This window comes from Streptomyces sp. NPDC041968 (genome assembly GCF_055589025.1).
Genome location: NZ_JBVJCB010000008.1, coordinates 279,247 through 294,915, shown reverse-complemented (window position 1 = coordinate 294,915; position 15,669 = coordinate 279,247). Strand labels below are relative to the sequence as shown.

Genomic DNA, 15,669 nt, shown 5'->3' with positions numbered 1-15,669 from the left:
TCCGGTACGCGTCGCGTACCGGAGCCCCTTTCGTCGTGCGCGGCCGCTCTACGAGGGCCTGCGCGCCGATGTCACGCGGTAGACGTCGTAGACGCCCTCCACGCCGCGTACGGCCTTCAGGACGTGCCCCAGGTGCTTGGGGTCGCCCATCTCGAAGGTGAAGCGGGAGGTGGCGACGCGGTCGCGGGAGGTCTGGACGGCCGCGGAGAGGATGTTGACGTGCTGGTCGGACAGCACCCGGGTGACGTCCGAGAGGAGCCGGGAGCGGTCCAGGGCCTCGACCTGGATGGCGACCAGGAAGACGGAGGACTGGCTGGGGGCCCACTCGACGTCGAGGATGCGCTCGGGCTCCCGGGAGAGCGAGTCCACGTTCACGCAGTCGCTGCGGTGGACGGAGACACCGCTGCCGCGGGTGACGAAGCCGATGATGGGGTCGCCGGGCACGGGCGTGCAGCACCGGGCGAGCTTGATCCACACGTCGTCGACGCCCTTGACCACGACACCCGGGTCGGCGCTCGTGCGGCGTTTGCGGCCGCGACCGTGAGCCGGCGGCACCGACTCGTCGATCTCCTCGGTGGCCGCCTCCTCGCCGCCGAGCGCGTGGACGAGCTTCTGCACGATGTTCTGCGCGGAGACGTGGCCCTCGCCGATCGCCGCGTACAGCGCGGAGATGTCCGAGTAGCGCATCTCGTGGGCGAGGGTGACCAGGGAGTCGCCGGTCAGGATGCGCTGGATCGGCAGGTTCTGCTTGCGCATGGCGCGGACGATGGCGTCCTTGCCCTGCTCGATCGCCTCGTCGCGGCGCTCCTTGGAGAACCAGGCACGGATCTTGTTGCGGGCGCGCGGCGACTTCACGAAGCCGAGCCAGTCGCGGGACGGACCCGCGCCGGCCGCCTTGGACGTGAAGACCTCCACCAGGTCCCCGTTGTCCAGGGTGGACTCCAGCGGGACGAGGCGGCCGTTGACGCGTGCCCCTATGGTGCGGTGGCCGACCTCGGTGTGGACGGCGTACGCGAAGTCCACGGGGGTGGCGCTCGCCGGGAGCGCTATGACGTCGCCCTTGGGGGTGAAGACGAAGACCTCGTTGCGCGAGAGGTCGAAGCGCAGGGACTCCAGGAACTCGCCGGGGTCCTCGGTCTCCTTCTGCCAGTCCAGCAGCTGGCGCAGCCACGCCATGTCGTTGAGGTGGTCGTCCTTGCCCTTGCCGGACGACTTGGGCGCGTCGGAGCGGACCTTGGAGGCGCCGGCGACGGCCTCCTGCTTGTACTTCCAGTGCGCGGCGATGCCGTACTCGGCGCGGCGGTGCATGTCGAAGGTGCGGATCTGGAGCTCGACCGGCTTGCCGTTGGGCCCGATGACCGTCGTGTGCAGCGACTGGTACATGTTGAACTTGGGCATCGCGATGTAGTCCTTGAACCGCCCCGGAACCGGGTTCCAGCGGGCGTGGACCGTGCCCAGCGCCGCGTAGCAGTCGCGGACCGTGTCCACCAGGACGCGGATGCCGACCAGGTCGTAGATCTCCGCGAAGTCACGGCCGCGGACGATCATCTTCTGGTAGACGCTGTAGTAGTGCTTGGGGCGTCCGGTGACGGTCGCCTTGATCCGGGCCGCGCGCAGGTCCTGCTGCACCTCGTCGGTGACGATGGCGAGGTACTCGTCGCGCTTGGGGGCGCGCTCGGCGACCAGGCGGACGATCTCGTCGTACATCTTGGGGTAGAGGATCGCGAAGGCGAGGTCCTCCAGCTCCCACTTGATGGTGTTCATGCCCAGCCGGTGGGCGAGCGGCGCGTAGATCTCCAGGGTCTCGCGCGCCTTCTTCTCCTGCTTCTCGCGCTTGAGGTAGCGCATGGTGCGCATGTTGTGCAGGCGGTCGGCGAGCTTGATGACGAGGACGCGCGGGTCCTTCGCCATCGCGACGACCATCTTGCGCACGGTCTCGGCCTGCGCCGCCTCGCCGAACTTGACCTTGTCGAGCTTGGTGACGCCGTCGACGAGGAGGGTGACCACGTCACCGAAGTCGCGGCGCAGGTCCTCCAGGCCGTACTCGGTGTCCTCGACGGTGTCGTGCAGCAGCCCCGCCATGAGCGTGGCCGGGTCCATGCCCAGCTCGGCGAGGATGGTGGTGACGGCGAGCGGGTGCGTGATGTACGGGTCGCCGCTCTTGCGCTTCTGGCCGCGGTGCCAGCGCTCGGCGACCTGGTAGGCGCGCTCGATCTGGCGCAGGGTCGCCGTCTCGATCTTGGGATCGTTGCCGCGCACTATCCGCAGCAGGGGCTCCAGGACCGGGTTGTACGGGTTGGCGCGCTGCACGCCGAGACGGGCGAGGCGGGCTCGGACGCGGTTGGAGGAGCCGGAGCGGGCGGGCTGGCCGGCGGGCGTGCGGACCACGGGCGCGTTCCGGCCGCGGTCGGGCGGGATCGGCTTGGGACGCGGCTGCTGGTCGGCCGGCTTGTCCACGGGCGCCGCCGGGGCGTGCTGGATCGGCCCGTGCGTGTCGTTCTTCGCCTGCGGCGCGCTCGGTACGGGCTTCGCCGCGGGCGCCGAGGCGGACTCGGGCTTGGCGGCGGTCAGTGGCTGGGCCTCGTCTGGCAAGAGGACTCCTCGTGCGCGATCCGGGTCCCCCGGTCAGGCTCCGGAGTCCCCATGGTAGCGATCCTGCACGCCAGGATCGCCTTCAGGCCACTGTGAGGGCCGTCAAGACCGCCAACGTCCGAGGCGGGCCCCGGATTCCTCCGGGGCCCGCCTCGGACGAGCGGTGCGAGCGGTCAGACCGTGAGCAGCGCCTCCAGCGGCGCCCCGGCCAGGGTCGGCTCCAGCCGGGCCCGTCCGCCGAGGAAGCCCAGCTCCATCAGGACGGCGAGTCCCGCGACCCGCGCGCCCGCCCGGCGGATCAGCTCCAGCGAGGCCTCGGCGGTGCCGCCGGTGGCGAGGACGTCGTCGATGACCAGGACCCGGTCGTCGGCGCTCAGGTCCTCGGCGTGCACCTCGATCTCGGCCGAGCCGTACTCCAGGTCGTACGCCTGGCTGAGGGTGGCTCCCGGGAGCTTGCCCGCCTTGCGTACGGGGATGAAGCCGAGCCCGGCCCGCAGGGCCACCGGAGCGCCCAGGATGAAGCCGCGGGCCTCCAGGCCGACGACCTTGGTGGCGCCGGTGCGCCCGGCGACCTCGGCGAGCGCGTCGGTCAGGGCGGCGAAGGCCGCGGGGTCGGCCAGGAGCGGGGTGATGTCCTTGAACATCACGCCCGGCTCCGGGTAGTCGGCCACGTCACGGATGCGGCTGAGCAGCAGCTCCGTGATGTCGGTGGTCCCGGTCATCGGCGCTTCCCCGAGGGCCGGCCGCGTCCCCTGTTGCGGGAGGCGGGCTGGTTGCGGGGGCCGACGACCGCGGGGGCCGCGTCCTCGGGGTCCTCGTCGGTCTCGTCGTCGGCGTAGCGCTCCTCGTCCACGGCGTTCTCGGCCGGCACGCCCGCGGCCGCGGCCTGGGCGCGCTTGGCGAGGACGCGCTTCTTGAGCGCCTTCATCTGCGGCTCGGCCTCCTTGAGGTCGGCGACGAGCGGCGTGGCGATGAAGATCGACGAGTAGGCACCCGCGGCGAGACCCACGAACAGCGACAGCGAGATGTCGTTGAGCATGCCGGCGCCGAGCACACCGCCGCCGATGAACAGCAGGCCGCCCACCGGCAGCAGCGCGACCACCGTGGTGTTGATGGACCGCACCAGGGTGCTGTTGATCGAGCGGTTGGCGATCTCACCGTAGGTCCAGCGGGTCTGTTTGGTGATGTCTCTCGTCTGTTCCTTGAGACTGTCGAAGACCACGACCGTGTCGTACAGCGAATATCCGAGGATCGTGAGCAGACCGATCACCGTGCCCGGTGTGACCTCGAAGCCCACCAGGGCGTAGATGCCGACCGTGATGGTGATGTCGTGGATCAGCGCGACGAAGGCGGCGAGTGCCATCCGCCACTCGAAGGCGATGGCCAGATAGATCACCACCAGGACCATGAAGATCCCGAGGCCCTGCCATGCCTTGTTCGCGATCTGGTCACCCCAGCTGGGGCCGACCAGGTCCGCGTTGATCCGCTCCGCCGGGACGTCCAGGTCCTTGGAGAGCTCTTCCTTGATCCGGTCCGACGCCTCGGTGTCGGTGCCCGCGATCTGGATGCGGAGGCTGCCGTCGCCGAGCTTCTGGACGATCGCGTCGTGGCCGGAGGCCTCTTCCGCCCACGTCTCGGTCTGCGAGACCGAGGCGCTCATGTTCTTCGGGGTGGTGAAGACCGCGCCGCCCTGGAACTCGATGCCCATGTGCAGACCGCGCACCGCCAGGCCGACGATGGCCGTGATGGTGATGAGGATCGAGATGCCGTACCAGAGCTTGCGGTTCTTGACGAAGTCGTAGCCGATTTCACCATGGTGCAGTCGAGCGCCGAGGGTGCCGAGCTTTCCCATCTCACGCCTCCTTCGGGTCGACAGGGCCGGCGGGGCGGGCGGTACGACGGGTGCGGCGCAGCGGCGGCTTGGCACCCAGGCTCTTCGGGTCGAGGCCGGACCACTTGTGGCCGCTCGCGAAGAACTTGCGCCGGGCCATCAGCGTCAGCAGCGGCTTGGTGAAGAGGAACACCACCACGACGTCGAGCAGCGTGGTCAGCCCCAGGGTGAAGGCGAAGCCCTGCACCTTGCCGACGGTGACGATGAAGAGCACCGCGGCGGCGAGGAAGGACACGAAGTCGGAGACCAGGATGGTGCGCCGGGCGCGTGGCCAGGCCCGCTCGACGGCGGGACGCAGGGTGCGTCCCTCGCGGATCTCGTCGCGGACGCGTTCGAAGTACACGATGAACGAGTCCGCCGTGATGCCGATGGCGACGATGGCACCGCAGACGGCCGGCAGGTTCAGCGCGAAGCCGATGGCCGGGCCGAGCAGCGACATGATCACGTACGTGAGGGCCGCGGAGATCAGCAGTGAGGCGACGGCGATGAACGACAGGCCGCGGTAGTAGACCAGCAGGTAGAGGACGACCAGGGCGAGGCCGATCGCACCCGCGATCAGACCGGCCTTGAGCTGCTCACCGCCGAGTGCGGCGGTGACGGTGGTGACGCTGTCCTCCTTGAAGGTCAGCGGCAGCGCGCCGTAGGACAGCATGTTGGCGAGGCCCTGGGCCTCCTCCTGGTCGAAGTTGCCGGAGATCTCCGCGCTGCCGCCGGTGAGTGCCTGGCTGACGTAGGGGTCGGAGACGACCTCGTTGTCCAGGACGATGGCGAACTGGTTCTGCGGGGACTGGTTCTGCGCCAGCTTGCCGGTGATGTCGGCGAACTTCTTGGCGCCGCCGTCCGTGAACTTCATCGTCACGGTCCAGCCGGCGGCGGTCTGCGTGTTGAAGACCGCCTCGGAGCTGTCGACGTCGGTGCCGTCGACCGCGGCCGGGCCGAGGATGTACTTCTGCCACTGGCCCTGCGCGTTCTGGCCGCAGGCGACCATGGACTCGCCCTGCTTGGCGCCGGCGCCCGCCTTCGCCCGGGCGGATGCGTCGGTGCAGTCCAGCGCGGCGTACGCGGCCTGGAGCTTGGCGGTCGCGTCGTCGCCGGAGGCGCTGGCGCTCGCGGAGGGGGAGGCGCCGTCGGTGGCCCCGCCGGACGAGCTGGGGTCGGCCTTCAGGGCGTCGCTGGCGGCACGGCCCTGCGGGCTGGAGCTCGCCGAGGCGGAGCCGGAGGGCGCGTCGCTCGCCTTGTCACCGTCGGTGGCCTTGTCCTTGTCGGCGGTGCCGTCCGTGGCCTTGTCGGTCGCCTTGTCGGTGGCGTTGCCGGTCGGGCTCGGGGAGGGGCTGCCGGTGGCGCCCGCCCCGGACAGCTCGGTGGCGACCACCGGGCGGAAGTAGAGCTTGGCGGTGGTGCCGACCTGCTCCCGGGCTTCCTTCGAGTTCGTCCCCTTGGGGATGTTGACGATGATGTTCCGGTCGCCCTGGGTCTGCACCTCGGCCTCGGAGACACCCAGACCGTTGACGCGGCGCTCCATGATCTCGACCGCGGTGTCCATGTTGGTCTTGTTGATCGCGGACTCCTGGCCCGCCTCCGGCACCGCGCGCAGCGTGATGCTGGTGCCGCCGGCCAGGTCGATGCCGAGACGCGGAGTCGTGTGTCCGGAGGCGAACATGCCGCCGGTGAGCGCCACGATGGCGATCAGCATCAGGGCCAGCGAGCGCCCGGGCTTACTCTGAGCGCTCGCATTCGTTCCCTTTTTGGGTGCTACCACCTTTGCGTACTCCCTCTCGGGCCGCTCGCGCCGGGTAGGCGTCGCCGGCGGCCATCACATGGTGTCCGGATCCGTGCGAGCCGCGCGTCACACGGGGCGGCGGGAACGTCCCGCTCGCCCCGGAGCACGGCTACTTCGCCTCGGAGCCGCCGTCGGACTTCTTCGCCTGCTCGTCCGTCTTCGCCTCGGCGGACGCGGCGTCGGCCGTCGGCTCGTCGGCCGCGTCCTTCTTGCCGAGGTCGACGGGCTTGTCGTCGGAGACGGCGGCGGCGTCGGCGGGGGCGTCGGGCCCGGTGAGGGAGGAGGCATCGTCCGGGACGATGTCGGCGTCGGACTTCAGGTCGTGCTCGACGCCGTGGACGATGCGGTTGTACTCGTCGTCGGTGAGGACGGCACCGATGCTGTTCTTGGCGAAGAGCAGCTCGACACCCGGGCCGGCGTCGAGGAGGACCGTGTCCTCGTTGACCTCCTTGACCGTGGCGTACATGCCCCCGATGGTGCGGACGCCGGAACCGGGCTGCATCTGGTTCCGCATGTCGACGGCCTGCTGCTGCTTCTTCTTCGCCGACCGGGTCATCAGGAACATGGCCCCGATGAGCACGATGAACGGGAGGAGGGTCACGAGACTCACGGGTCGGTACTTCCTTCACACGACCGCGATGGTGAGCGGCCTGATGGTTGGGGGTGTGTGCGCCGCCGACAAGGGCGGCATCGGCGGAGTCTAAGCGAGTCCGCGCGCATGGAACAACGCTCAGCATGGCACCGGGGTTCCTGCCCCGGCGAATGTCCTCTTCGTGACGGTGGCGTCACGCCCCGAACAGGTCCTGTTGTCCGTTTCCGGAGTTCTGGGACCGCGGTGGGGTGAGGCCGAGGTGCGCCCATGCCGCCGGGGTCGCGATCCGTCCGCGCGGGGTGCGGGCCAGCAGGCCCTCGCGTACGAGGAACGGTTCGGCGACCTCTTCCACGGTCTCACGCTCCTCCCCCACCGCGACAGCGAGCGTGGACAGGCCGACGGGGCCGCCGCCGAACAGCTTGAGCAGGGCCTCCAGCACCCCCCGGTCCAGCCGGTCCAGACCGCGGGCGTCGACCTCGTAGACCGCGAGGGCGGCCGCGGCGATCTCCTGGGTGATCAGGCCGTCGGCCTTGACCTGGGCGTAGTCGCGGACGCGGCGCAGCAGGCGGTTGGCGATGCGGGGCGTGCCGCGGGAGCGACCGGCGATCTCGGCGGCGCCGGCCGTGTCGATCCCGACGTCGAGCAGGCCCGCCGAGCGGTGGATGACCCGCTCCAGCTCGGTGGGTCCGTAGAATTCCATGTGCGCGGTGAAGCCGAAGCGGTCGCGCAGCGGGGGTGGCAGCAGCCCCGCGCGCGTGGTGGCGCCGACCAGGGTGAACGGCGGCAGCTCCAGGGGGATGGCGGTGGCGCCCGGGCCCTTGCCGACGATGACGTCGACGCGGAAGTCCTCCATCGCCATGTAGAGCATCTCCTCGGCGGGCCGCGACATGCGGTGGATCTCGTCGAGGAAGAGCACCTCGCCCTCCTGGAGGGAGGAGAGGATCGCCGCGAGGTCCCCGGCGTGCTGGATGGCGGGCCCGGAGGTGATCCGGATCGGGGCCTCCATCTCGGCCGCGATGATCATCGAGAGGGTGGTCTTGCCGAGGCCGGGCGCGCCGGAGAGCAGGACGTGGTCGGCGGTCGCCCCGCGCGCGCGGGCGGCGCGCAGGACGAGGTCGAGCTGCTCGCGGACCTTCTCCTGGCCGATGAACTCGCCCAGGTCCTTGGGGCGCAGGGCGGCCTCCACCGCCTGGTCCTCCCCGTCGGCGGACGCACCGACGAGCCGCTCGGCGGTGGCGTCGGTGTCGGTCGTGTCGTCCCAGTTCATAGCGGTGTGTGCCTCGGGGGTCGGGGTGGTGGGGCAGCGGGCGCGGTGGTGGGGCAGCGGGCGCGGCGGTGGTTCAGCGGGCGCGGTTCAGGGTCTGGAGGGCCGCCTTCAGCAGCTGCCCCACCTGGGGCGTGCCGCCGGCGGCCTCCGCCTGGGGGGTCACGGCGGCGACGGCCTCGTCGGCCTCACGGGTCGCGTACCCGAGGCCGATCAGGGCCGCGTGCAGCTGGTCGCGCCAGCCGGTGCTGACCGGAGCGCCGACGGCGGGGGCGCCGACGGGTTCGCCGAGGCGGTCCTTCAGTTCCAGGAGCAGCTTCTGCGCGCCCTTCTTGCCGATGCCGGGGACGGCGGTGAGCGCCTTCTCGTCGCCGGTGGAGACGGCTCTGCGCAGGGCGTCGGGGGTGTGCACGGCGAGCATCGCCTGGGCGAGCCGGGGTCCGACGCCGCTGGCGGTCTGGAGCAGCTCGAAGACCTGGCGCTCGTCGTCGTCGGCGAAGCCGTACAGGGTGAGCGAGTCCTCGCGGACGACGAGCGAGGTGGCGAGCTTGGCGGGCTTGCCGAGGCGGAGGGTGGAGAGCGTGTTCGGCGTGCACTGCACGGCCATGCCGACGCCACCGACCTCGACCACCGCGGCATCGGGAGCGAGGGCGGCTACGGTGCCGCTGACGAAGGCGATCATGCCGGGTGGCCTTTCGGTGCGTGCGGGGCGGCCGGGGGCTGCTGGGCGGCCGGGGACTGCTGGCGGTTCGGGGCCTGCTGCGGCGACAGGGACTGCCGGGCGGTCGCCGCCTGTCGGGCCGGTGGCGTCCGCGGGACGGGCTGGGCGGCGCGGGCCACGGCCTGCTGGAGCCGGTTCTGGGCGGGAGCGCGCCAGATGTGGCAGATGGCGAGCGCGAGGGCGTCGGCGGCGTCGGCCGGCTTCGGGGGCGCGGCGAGCCGCAGCAGGCGGGTGACCATGGCGCCGACCTGCGCCTTGTCGGCTCGGCCGCTGCCGGTGACGGCGGCCTTGACCTCGCTCGGGGTGTGCAGGGCGACGGGGATGCCGCGGCGGGAGGCGCACAGGATGGCGACGGCGCTGGCCTGGGCCGTGCCCATCACCGTACGGACGTTGTGCTGGCTGAAGACGCGCTCCACCGCGACGTACTCCGGCCGGTGCTCGTCCAGCCACCGCTCGATGCCCTGCTCGACGGCGACGAGGCGGTGGCCGAGGTCGGCGTCGGCGGGGGTGCGGACGACGCCGACACCGATCATGGTGAGCGGTCTGCCCGCGACGCCCTCCACGACACCGACCCCGCAGCGGGTCAGCCCCGGGTCCACCCCCAGTACGCGCACGTGCCCTCCCGTTCGATCGCCTGTTTGTGCAGGCTATCGGGTGCCACCGACAACGGCGGTGGGCCGGGGGACGTGTCCCCCGGCCCACCGCGGCCGTCATGTGCGCCGCGGCGCTACGCGTCGACCTTCTCCATGACCTCGTCGCTCACGTCGAAGTTGGCGAAGACGTTCTGCACGTCGTCGCTGTCCTCCAGGGCGTCGATGAGGCGGAAGATCTTCCGGGCGCCCTCCTCGTCCAGCTCGACCTGCATGGTCGGGACGAAGTTGGCGTCGGCGGACTCGTAGTCGATGCCGGCGTCCTGGAGGGCGGTGCGCACCGCGACCAGGTCGGTGGCCTCGCTCAGGACCTCGAAGGTCTCGCCGAGGTCGTTGACCTCCTCGGCGCCCGCGTCCAGGACGGCGCCGAGGACGTCGTCCTCGCTCAGCTCCCCCTTGGGGACGATGACGACGCCCTTGCGGTTGAACAGGTACGACACCGAGCCGGGGTCGGCCATGGAGCCGCCGTTGCGGGTCATGGCGACGCGGACGTCGGAGGCGGCGCGGTTGCGGTTGTCGGTGAGGCACTCGATGAGCACCGCGACGCCGTTGGGGCCGTAGCCCTCGTACATGATCGTCTCGTAGTCGGCACCGCCGGCCTCGAGACCGCCGCCCCGCTTGACCGCGGAGTCGATGTTCTTGTTCGGGACCGACTGCTTCTTCGCCTTCTGGATGGCGTCGTAGAGCGTCGGGTTGCCCTCGATGTCGACGCCGCCCATGCGCGCCGCGACCTCGATGTTCTTGATCAGCTTCGCGAAGAGCTTGCCGCGCTTGGCGTCGATCACGGCCTTCTTGTGCTTCGTCGTAGCCCATTTAGAGTGGCCGGACATCTGCCTGTCTCCTTCGCGTAACCCATCTCAGCAACGAACGCAGGAATCCTACAAGGACCGAGCCGCGCGGTTCGCGCGCACCATGTCGGCGAAGAGCCGGTGCACGCGGTGGTCGCCGGTCAGTTCCGGGTGGAACGACGTGGCGAGCGCGTTGCCCTGGCGGACCGCGACGATGTGGCCGTCGTGCTCGGCGAGCACCTCGACGGAGGCGCCCACGGACTCCACCCAGGGAGCGCGGATGAAGACGCCCTCCACGGGGTCCCCCGCCACGCCCTCGATGACGACGGCCGCCTCGAAGGACTCGTTCTGCCGTCCGAAGGCGTTGCGGCGCACGATCATGTCGATGCCGCCGACCGTCTCCTGCCCGGAGCGCGGGTCGAGGATCTTGTCGGCCAGCAGGATCATGCCGGCGCAGGTGCCGTAGACGGGCAGGCCGTCACGCACGCGCGCGCGTAGGGGGTCCATCACTCCGAAGAGGACGGCCAGCTTGGAGATGGTGGTGGACTCGCCGCCGGGCAGGACCAGGCCGTCCACCTCGGCGAGTTCTTCGGGGCGCCTCACCGGCCTGGCCACGGCGTCGGCCGCGGCCAGGGCCACGAGGTGCTCCCGTACGTCGCCCTGGAGGGCCAGGACGCCGATGACGGGGGTGTCACTCATCGGATCGGGTGCCTTACCAGCCGCGGTTGGCGTAGCGCTCGGTCTCGGGGAGGGTGTCGCAGTTGATGCCGACCATGGCCTCGCCGAGGTTGCGGGACGCGTCCGCGATGATCTTCGGGTCGTCGTAGAAGGTGGTCGCCTTCACGATGGCGGCGGCGCGCTTGGCCGGGGCGCCGGACTTGAAGATGCCGGAGCCGACGAAGACGCCCTCGGCGCCGAGCTGGCGCATCAGCGCGGCGTCGGCCGGGGTGGCGACGCCACCGGCGGAGAAGAGGACGACCGGGAGCTTGCCCAGCTCGGCGACCTCCCGGACCAGCTCGTAGGGGGCGCGCAGTTCCTTGGCGGCGGCGTACAGCTCGTTGTTGTCGTAGCCGCGCAGGCGGGCGATCTCGTTCTTGATCTGGCGCAGGTGGCGGACCGCCTCGACGACGTTGCCGGTGCCGGCCTCGCCCTTGGAGCGGATCATCGCGGCGCCCTCGGCGATGCGGCGCAGGGCCTCGCCGAGGTTGGTGGCGCCGCAGACGAAGGGGGTGGTGAAGGCGAACTTGTCGCTGTGGTTGACCTCGTCGGCCGGGGTGAGGACCTCGGACTCGTCGATGTAGTCCACGCCGAGGGACTGCAGGACCTGGGCCTCGACGAAGTGGCCGATGCGGGACTTGGCCATCACGGGGATGGAGACCGCGCCGATGATGCCCTCGATCATGTCCGGGTCGGACATGCGGGCCACACCGCCGTCCTTGCGGATGTCGGCCGGGACCCGTTCCAGGGCCATGACGGCGACGGCGCCCGCGTCCTCCGCGATCTTCGCCTGCTCCGGCGTGACGACGTCCATGATCACGCCGCCCTTGAGCTGCTCGGCCATGCCGCGCTTCACGCGGGCGGTGCCGGTCTCGGGGGCCTGGTTCTCGGAGAGCGTGCTGGACACGGGGTACCTCGCTGCGGGGAAGGGGACTTGTGCAGCTCTGAGGAAACGCGACGCGACCAGGCCACAGCAAGGGCCAATGAGGAGGCGGTGGATCGTTTTCGGCGCGGGGCCGGCGGCTGCCGTCAGGCGGCCCGCTCCACCAGGGCAGCCGGTGACTCGTCGTCCATCTCGAAGGCCAGGGGGAAGGGCGCGTGCCCGGCCAGGCGGAACCAGCGCACCTTGCGGTGCTCGCGGAGCCTGCGGGCGGCGCCCACCGTGTCGTTGTGGAACCGCCGGGCCATCGGGACGCGCCGCACGGCCTCGGCCAGTTCGTGGGCGGCCTCCTCGCCACCGGGGGCCTCCCGCAGCGCGTCCACCTGCTGCGGCTCGGCGAAGACCGCCCGCAGGGCCTGGCTCAGCTCGCTCTCGGCCACCTCCCGCTGCTCCTCCTCGGCCTGCCGTGCGGCGTGCGCGGCCTCGTACAGCACGATGGAGGCGGCCGGGTCGAGGACGCCGGAGGTGGCCAGTTCCTGGGCCACGGACGCCCTGCGCAGCAGCTGCGCGTCGAGTGCGGCGCGGGCGGCGTCGATCCTGGCGTGCAGCCGGTCCAGCCGCCCTGCGGTCCAGCTCAGGTACAGGCCGATCGCGACGAGGACGACCAGGATCCAGATCAGGGTTGCGGTCACGGGCCGCAAGCCTACGGGGATGCTGCGCGCGGGCGGCGCGGTGCCCTCGGGGCGGGCCACGCCGGGGCGATCCCGCGCGTGGTCCGCCGGCCGCGCGGCCCGTCGCGTCGCCCCTGGGACGCCGGCGGGCCGTCACGCCCGAGACCCTCCACGCCGGAGAGGCGCCGCTGCCTCGACTCGCCTGGTCGCCAGGTCGACCGTCACCGCGTCGCCCGCCCGCGGGCGGGCCGTCACGGCCCGGTCGGGACGGCCCGCCCGGCCCTCAGTCCCTCGCCAGTCCGAAGCGCGCCCTGAGCCCCGTCGCCCGGTCGTCCGTGGCCACCGCCGCCGCGCCCGCGGTGACCGTCTCGTAGACGGACAGGATGTCGGCGCCGACGGTCGACCAGTCGAAGCGCCGTACGTGCGCGCTGCCCCGCTCCCGCAGCTCAGCCCGGCGCTGCGGGTCGGCCAGCAGCCGCACCGCCGCGTCGGCGAGCGCGTCGGCGTTCTCGTTGGGGAACAGCTCGCCGGCCGCTCCCTGGTCGAGGACCTGTGCGAAGGCGTCCAGGTCGGAGGCGAGCACGGGCGCGCCTGCCGACATGGCCTCGACCAGGATGATTCCGAAGCTCTCGCCGCCGGTGTTGGGCGCCACGTACAGGTCGACGCTGCGCAGGAAGCGGGCCTTGTCCTCGTCGCTGACCATGCCGAGGAACTCCACGCGGGAGCGCAGCTCCTTCGGCAGGCTCTCCACGGCCTCCTCCTCGTCGCCGCGGCCCGCGACCACCAGCCGGGTCTGCGGCCGGGCGGCGAGGATCCTCGGCAGCGCCCGCATCAGCACCGGCAGGCCCTTGCGGGGCTCGTCGATGCGCCCTATGAAGCCGATCGTGTCGCCCTGCCACTCGGGTTTGGGCTCGGCGCGGGCGAAGAAGTCGACGTCGACGCCGTTGGGGATCACGACGGCGTCCCCGCCCAGGTGCTCGACGAGGGTGCGGCGGGCGTACTCGCTCACCGCGATCCGGGCGCTGATCTTCTCCAGGGCTGCCTGGAGGATCGAGTACGCGGCGATCATCGCGCGGGAGCGCGGGTTGGAGGTGTGGAAGGTGGCCACGATCGGGCCCTGCGCCGCCCAGCAGGCGAGCAGCCCCAGGGAGGGCGAGGTCGGCTCGTGGATGTGGATGACGTCGAAGGCGCCGTCGTGCAGCCAGCGCCGCACCCGGGCCGCCGACAGGAAGCCGAAGTTCAGCCGGGCCACCGAGCCGTTGTACGGCACCGGCACCGCGCGGCCGGCGGAGACGACGTACGGGGGCAGCGGGGTGTCGTCGTCGGCGGGGGCGAGGACGGAGACCTCGTGGCCGAGGCGGACGAAGTACTCGGCGAGGTCCCGGATGTGGAACTGGACGCCACCCGGTACGTCCCAGGAGTACGGGCAGACGATGCCGATCCTCACGGGGCGCCCTGCCCCTCGGCCGCCGCGGGTGCCTTGGCGGGGTCGAGGTCCTTCAGCCACAAGCGCTGGAGCATGTGCCAGTCCTCCGGGTGGTCGGCGATCCCCGTGGCGAAGGCGTCGGCCAGCGCCTGTGTCATGACGGACGTCTTTTCCGCGCGGGTCCCTGACTCGGGCACGTCGACCGGCGGATGGATGCGGCCCCGCATGACGGGCGAGTCGTCGTACCAGAGCGTCACCGGCAGCAGCCGGGCGCCGGTGTGCAGCGCGAGCAGGGCGGGCCCGGCCGGCATGCGGGCCGTCTCGCCGAAGAAGTCGACCTCCACGCCCGAGGCGGACAGGTCGCGGTCGGCGACCAGGCAGACCAGACGGCCGTCGCGCAGCCGCCGGGCGAGCGTGCCGAACGCCGTGCCGCCGCTGTGCGGCAGGACCTCCATGCCGAGGCCCTCGCGGTAGGCGACGAAACGGTCGTAGAGGGACTCCGGCTTGAGGCGCTCGGCGACCGTGGTGAAGGGGATGCCCAGCTTGGTGGTGGCCCAGGCACCGGCGAGGTCCCAGTTGGCCAGGTGCGGGAGGGCGAGGACCACGCCCTTGCCCGCGTCCATGCCGTCGGTGAGGTGGTGCAGTCCCTCGGGGGCGAAACCCGCCTCGACGCGCTCGCGGCTCCAGGCCGGGAGCCGGAAGGACTCCATCCAGTAGCGCAGGTACGAGCGCATGCCCGCGCGCGAGAGCGCGGCGAGCCGTTCGGGGCCCGCGCCCGGCACCACGCGCGCGTAGTTGCTCTCCAGCCGCCGGACGCCCGCGCCGCGCTGCTTCCAGGCGATGTCCGCGATCGTGCGGCCGAGCCGTGCGGCGACCGGCTCGGGCAGCTTCTTCACCGTGCTCCAGCCGGCGCCGTACAGGCCGTCGGCCAGCCGGTCCCGAGCGCTCACTTCGCCGCCTCGGTGCCCTGGTCCTCCTGTGCGGCGGCATCCGCCTCGGCGGCCTCCCGGCGGACGGTGACGACGCGCTGGACGAGCGTGACGAGACTGCCGACGGCGACGATCCACAGGGCGACGGGGAGCAGGTACTGGATCCCCGGCACGCCGAACTTGTGCAGTCCCGCGAAGCCCGCGGCGACCAGGGAGACGACGAGCCGCTCGGCGCGCTCGACGAGTCCGTTGACGGCGACCGGCAGACCGATCGACTCGCCGCGCGCCTTGGTGTACGACACGACCTGGCCGCTGGCCAGGCAGAAGATCGACACGGCGCACAGCACGTTGTCGTCACCGCCGCCCGCGTACCAGAGGGCGAAACCGCCGAAGATCGCGCCGTCGGCGACCCGGTCCAGCGTCGAGTCCAGGAAGGCGCCCCAGCGGCTGGAGCGGCCGAGCTGGCGGGCCATGTTGCCGTCGACGAGGTCGGAGAAGACGAAGAGCGTGATCACGACCGTGCCCCAGAAGAACTCACCCATGGGGTAGAAGACCAGCGCTCCCGCGACCACACCGGCGGTGCCGATCAGCGTGACCGTGTCCGGGCTGACGCCCCGGCGGATGAGAAACGCGGCGAACGGTGTGAGGACACGCGTAAAAAATGCACGCGCGTACTTGTTCAGCATGGCCTTCCCGACGGTCGGTGTGGCCGCGGCCCTTGCTGGCCACCGGCTGGCCCATCGTAGCCACGCGCGCGCATGGGTGACG

The 15,669-nt window shown here is 71.5% G+C and carries 14 protein-coding genes and 1 pseudogene; all 15 read right to left on the bottom strand.

All coding sequences use genetic code 11. From position 1 onward, the window contains the following. Nucleotides 1–48: 48 nt before the first annotated feature. Entirely contained in the window at nucleotides 49–2,592 is a 2,544-nt protein-coding gene (gene relA / locus ACZ6EG_RS21445; RefSeq protein ID WP_391970327.1) for a GTP pyrophosphokinase, read from the bottom strand. 173 nt (nucleotides 2,593–2,765) lie between these two features. Beyond that, a complete protein-coding gene (locus ACZ6EG_RS21440; protein WP_391970326.1) occupies nucleotides 2,766–3,314 on the bottom strand; it encodes an adenine phosphoribosyltransferase in 549 nt (182 codons plus the stop codon). Then, complete coding sequence (gene secF, locus ACZ6EG_RS21435; protein WP_391970325.1) at nucleotides 3,311–4,444, bottom strand: protein translocase subunit SecF; 1,134 nt, start codon at nucleotides 4,442–4,444, stop codon at nucleotides 3,311–3,313. Before secF ends, ACZ6EG_RS21440 begins: the two co-directional genes overlap by 4 nt. Nucleotide 4,445: 1 nt before the next feature. Continuing rightward, nucleotides 4,446–6,242, bottom strand: coding sequence for a protein translocase subunit SecD (gene secD / locus ACZ6EG_RS21430; protein WP_469606606.1), 1,797 nt, complete (start codon nucleotides 6,240–6,242; stop codon nucleotides 4,446–4,448). Nucleotides 6,243–6,372: 130 nt separating this feature from the next. Continuing rightward, nucleotides 6,373–6,873, bottom strand: coding sequence for a preprotein translocase subunit YajC (gene yajC, locus ACZ6EG_RS21425; protein ID WP_391970323.1), 501 nt, complete (start codon nucleotides 6,871–6,873; stop codon nucleotides 6,373–6,375). Between the two features lie 175 nt (nucleotides 6,874–7,048). After that, complete coding sequence (ruvB, locus tag ACZ6EG_RS21420) at nucleotides 7,049–8,122, bottom strand: Holliday junction branch migration DNA helicase RuvB (protein WP_391970322.1); 1,074 nt, start codon at nucleotides 8,120–8,122, stop codon at nucleotides 7,049–7,051. 73 nt (nucleotides 8,123–8,195) lie between these two features. Continuing rightward, on the bottom strand, nucleotides 8,196–8,801 hold the full coding sequence (gene ruvA / locus ACZ6EG_RS21415) for a Holliday junction branch migration protein RuvA (protein WP_469606601.1): 606 nt from the start codon (nucleotides 8,799–8,801) through the stop codon (nucleotides 8,196–8,198). Further along, nucleotides 8,798–9,454, bottom strand: coding sequence for a crossover junction endodeoxyribonuclease RuvC (ruvC, locus tag ACZ6EG_RS21410; RefSeq protein WP_469606598.1), 657 nt, complete (start codon nucleotides 9,452–9,454; stop codon nucleotides 8,798–8,800). The genes ruvA and ruvC overlap by 4 nt, the downstream gene beginning before the upstream one ends. A 113-nt stretch (nucleotides 9,455–9,567) precedes the next feature. Then, nucleotides 9,568–10,320 (bottom strand): YebC/PmpR family DNA-binding transcriptional regulator, encoded by a 753-nt coding sequence (locus ACZ6EG_RS21405; RefSeq protein ID WP_383645957.1) that lies wholly within the window; start codon nucleotides 10,318–10,320, stop codon nucleotides 9,568–9,570. Nucleotides 10,321–10,368: 48 nt separating this feature from the next. Beyond that, nucleotides 10,369–10,977, bottom strand: coding sequence for a pyridoxal 5'-phosphate synthase glutaminase subunit PdxT (gene pdxT / locus ACZ6EG_RS21400; protein WP_469606594.1), 609 nt, complete (start codon nucleotides 10,975–10,977; stop codon nucleotides 10,369–10,371). Nucleotides 10,978–10,990: 13 nt separating this feature from the next. Next, the gene (pdxS, locus tag ACZ6EG_RS21395; protein WP_469606591.1) at nucleotides 10,991–11,902 is read right to left on the bottom strand and encodes a pyridoxal 5'-phosphate synthase lyase subunit PdxS; all 912 of its coding nucleotides are present in this window, start codon (nucleotides 11,900–11,902) and stop codon (nucleotides 10,991–10,993) included. 122 nt (nucleotides 11,903–12,024) lie between these two features. After that, entirely contained in the window at nucleotides 12,025–12,567 is a 543-nt protein-coding gene (locus ACZ6EG_RS21390) for a hypothetical protein (RefSeq protein WP_391970318.1), read from the bottom strand. Nucleotides 12,568–12,829: 262 nt separating this feature from the next. After that, the gene (locus ACZ6EG_RS21385; protein ID WP_391970317.1) at nucleotides 12,830–13,993 is read right to left on the bottom strand and encodes a glycosyltransferase family 4 protein; all 1,164 of its coding nucleotides are present in this window, start codon (nucleotides 13,991–13,993) and stop codon (nucleotides 12,830–12,832) included. Continuing rightward, nucleotides 13,990–14,922: a phosphatidylinositol mannoside acyltransferase gene (locus tag ACZ6EG_RS21380; RefSeq protein ID WP_391970316.1), complete on the bottom strand. Its 933-nt coding sequence runs from the start codon at nucleotides 14,920–14,922 to the stop codon at nucleotides 13,990–13,992. The genes ACZ6EG_RS21385 and ACZ6EG_RS21380 overlap by 4 nt, the downstream gene beginning before the upstream one ends. Further along, nucleotides 14,919–15,642 (bottom strand): annotated as a pseudogene (gene pgsA / locus ACZ6EG_RS21375) (phosphatidylinositol phosphate synthase). The gene ACZ6EG_RS21380 and the pseudogene pgsA overlap by 4 nt, the downstream one beginning before the upstream one ends. Nucleotides 15,643–15,669: the final 27 nt, after the last annotated feature.

Coding starts and splice junctions, on each gene's coding strand:
- ruvB (WP_391970322.1), bottom strand. CDS start 8,122: ATGAACTGGGACGACACGACCGACACCGACGCCACCGCCGAGCGGCTC.
- ACZ6EG_RS21440 (WP_391970326.1), bottom strand. CDS start 3,314: ATGACCGGGACCACCGACATCACGGAGCTGCTGCTCAGCCGCATCCGT.
- secF (WP_391970325.1), bottom strand. CDS start 4,444: ATGGGAAAGCTCGGCACCCTCGGCGCTCGACTGCACCATGGTGAAATC.
- ruvA (WP_469606601.1), bottom strand. CDS start 8,801: ATGATCGCCTTCGTCAGCGGCACCGTAGCCGCCCTCGCTCCCGATGCC.
- ACZ6EG_RS21405 (WP_383645957.1), bottom strand. CDS start 10,320: ATGTCCGGCCACTCTAAATGGGCTACGACGAAGCACAAGAAGGCCGTG.
- pdxT (WP_469606594.1), bottom strand. CDS start 10,977: ATGAGTGACACCCCCGTCATCGGCGTCCTGGCCCTCCAGGGCGACGTA.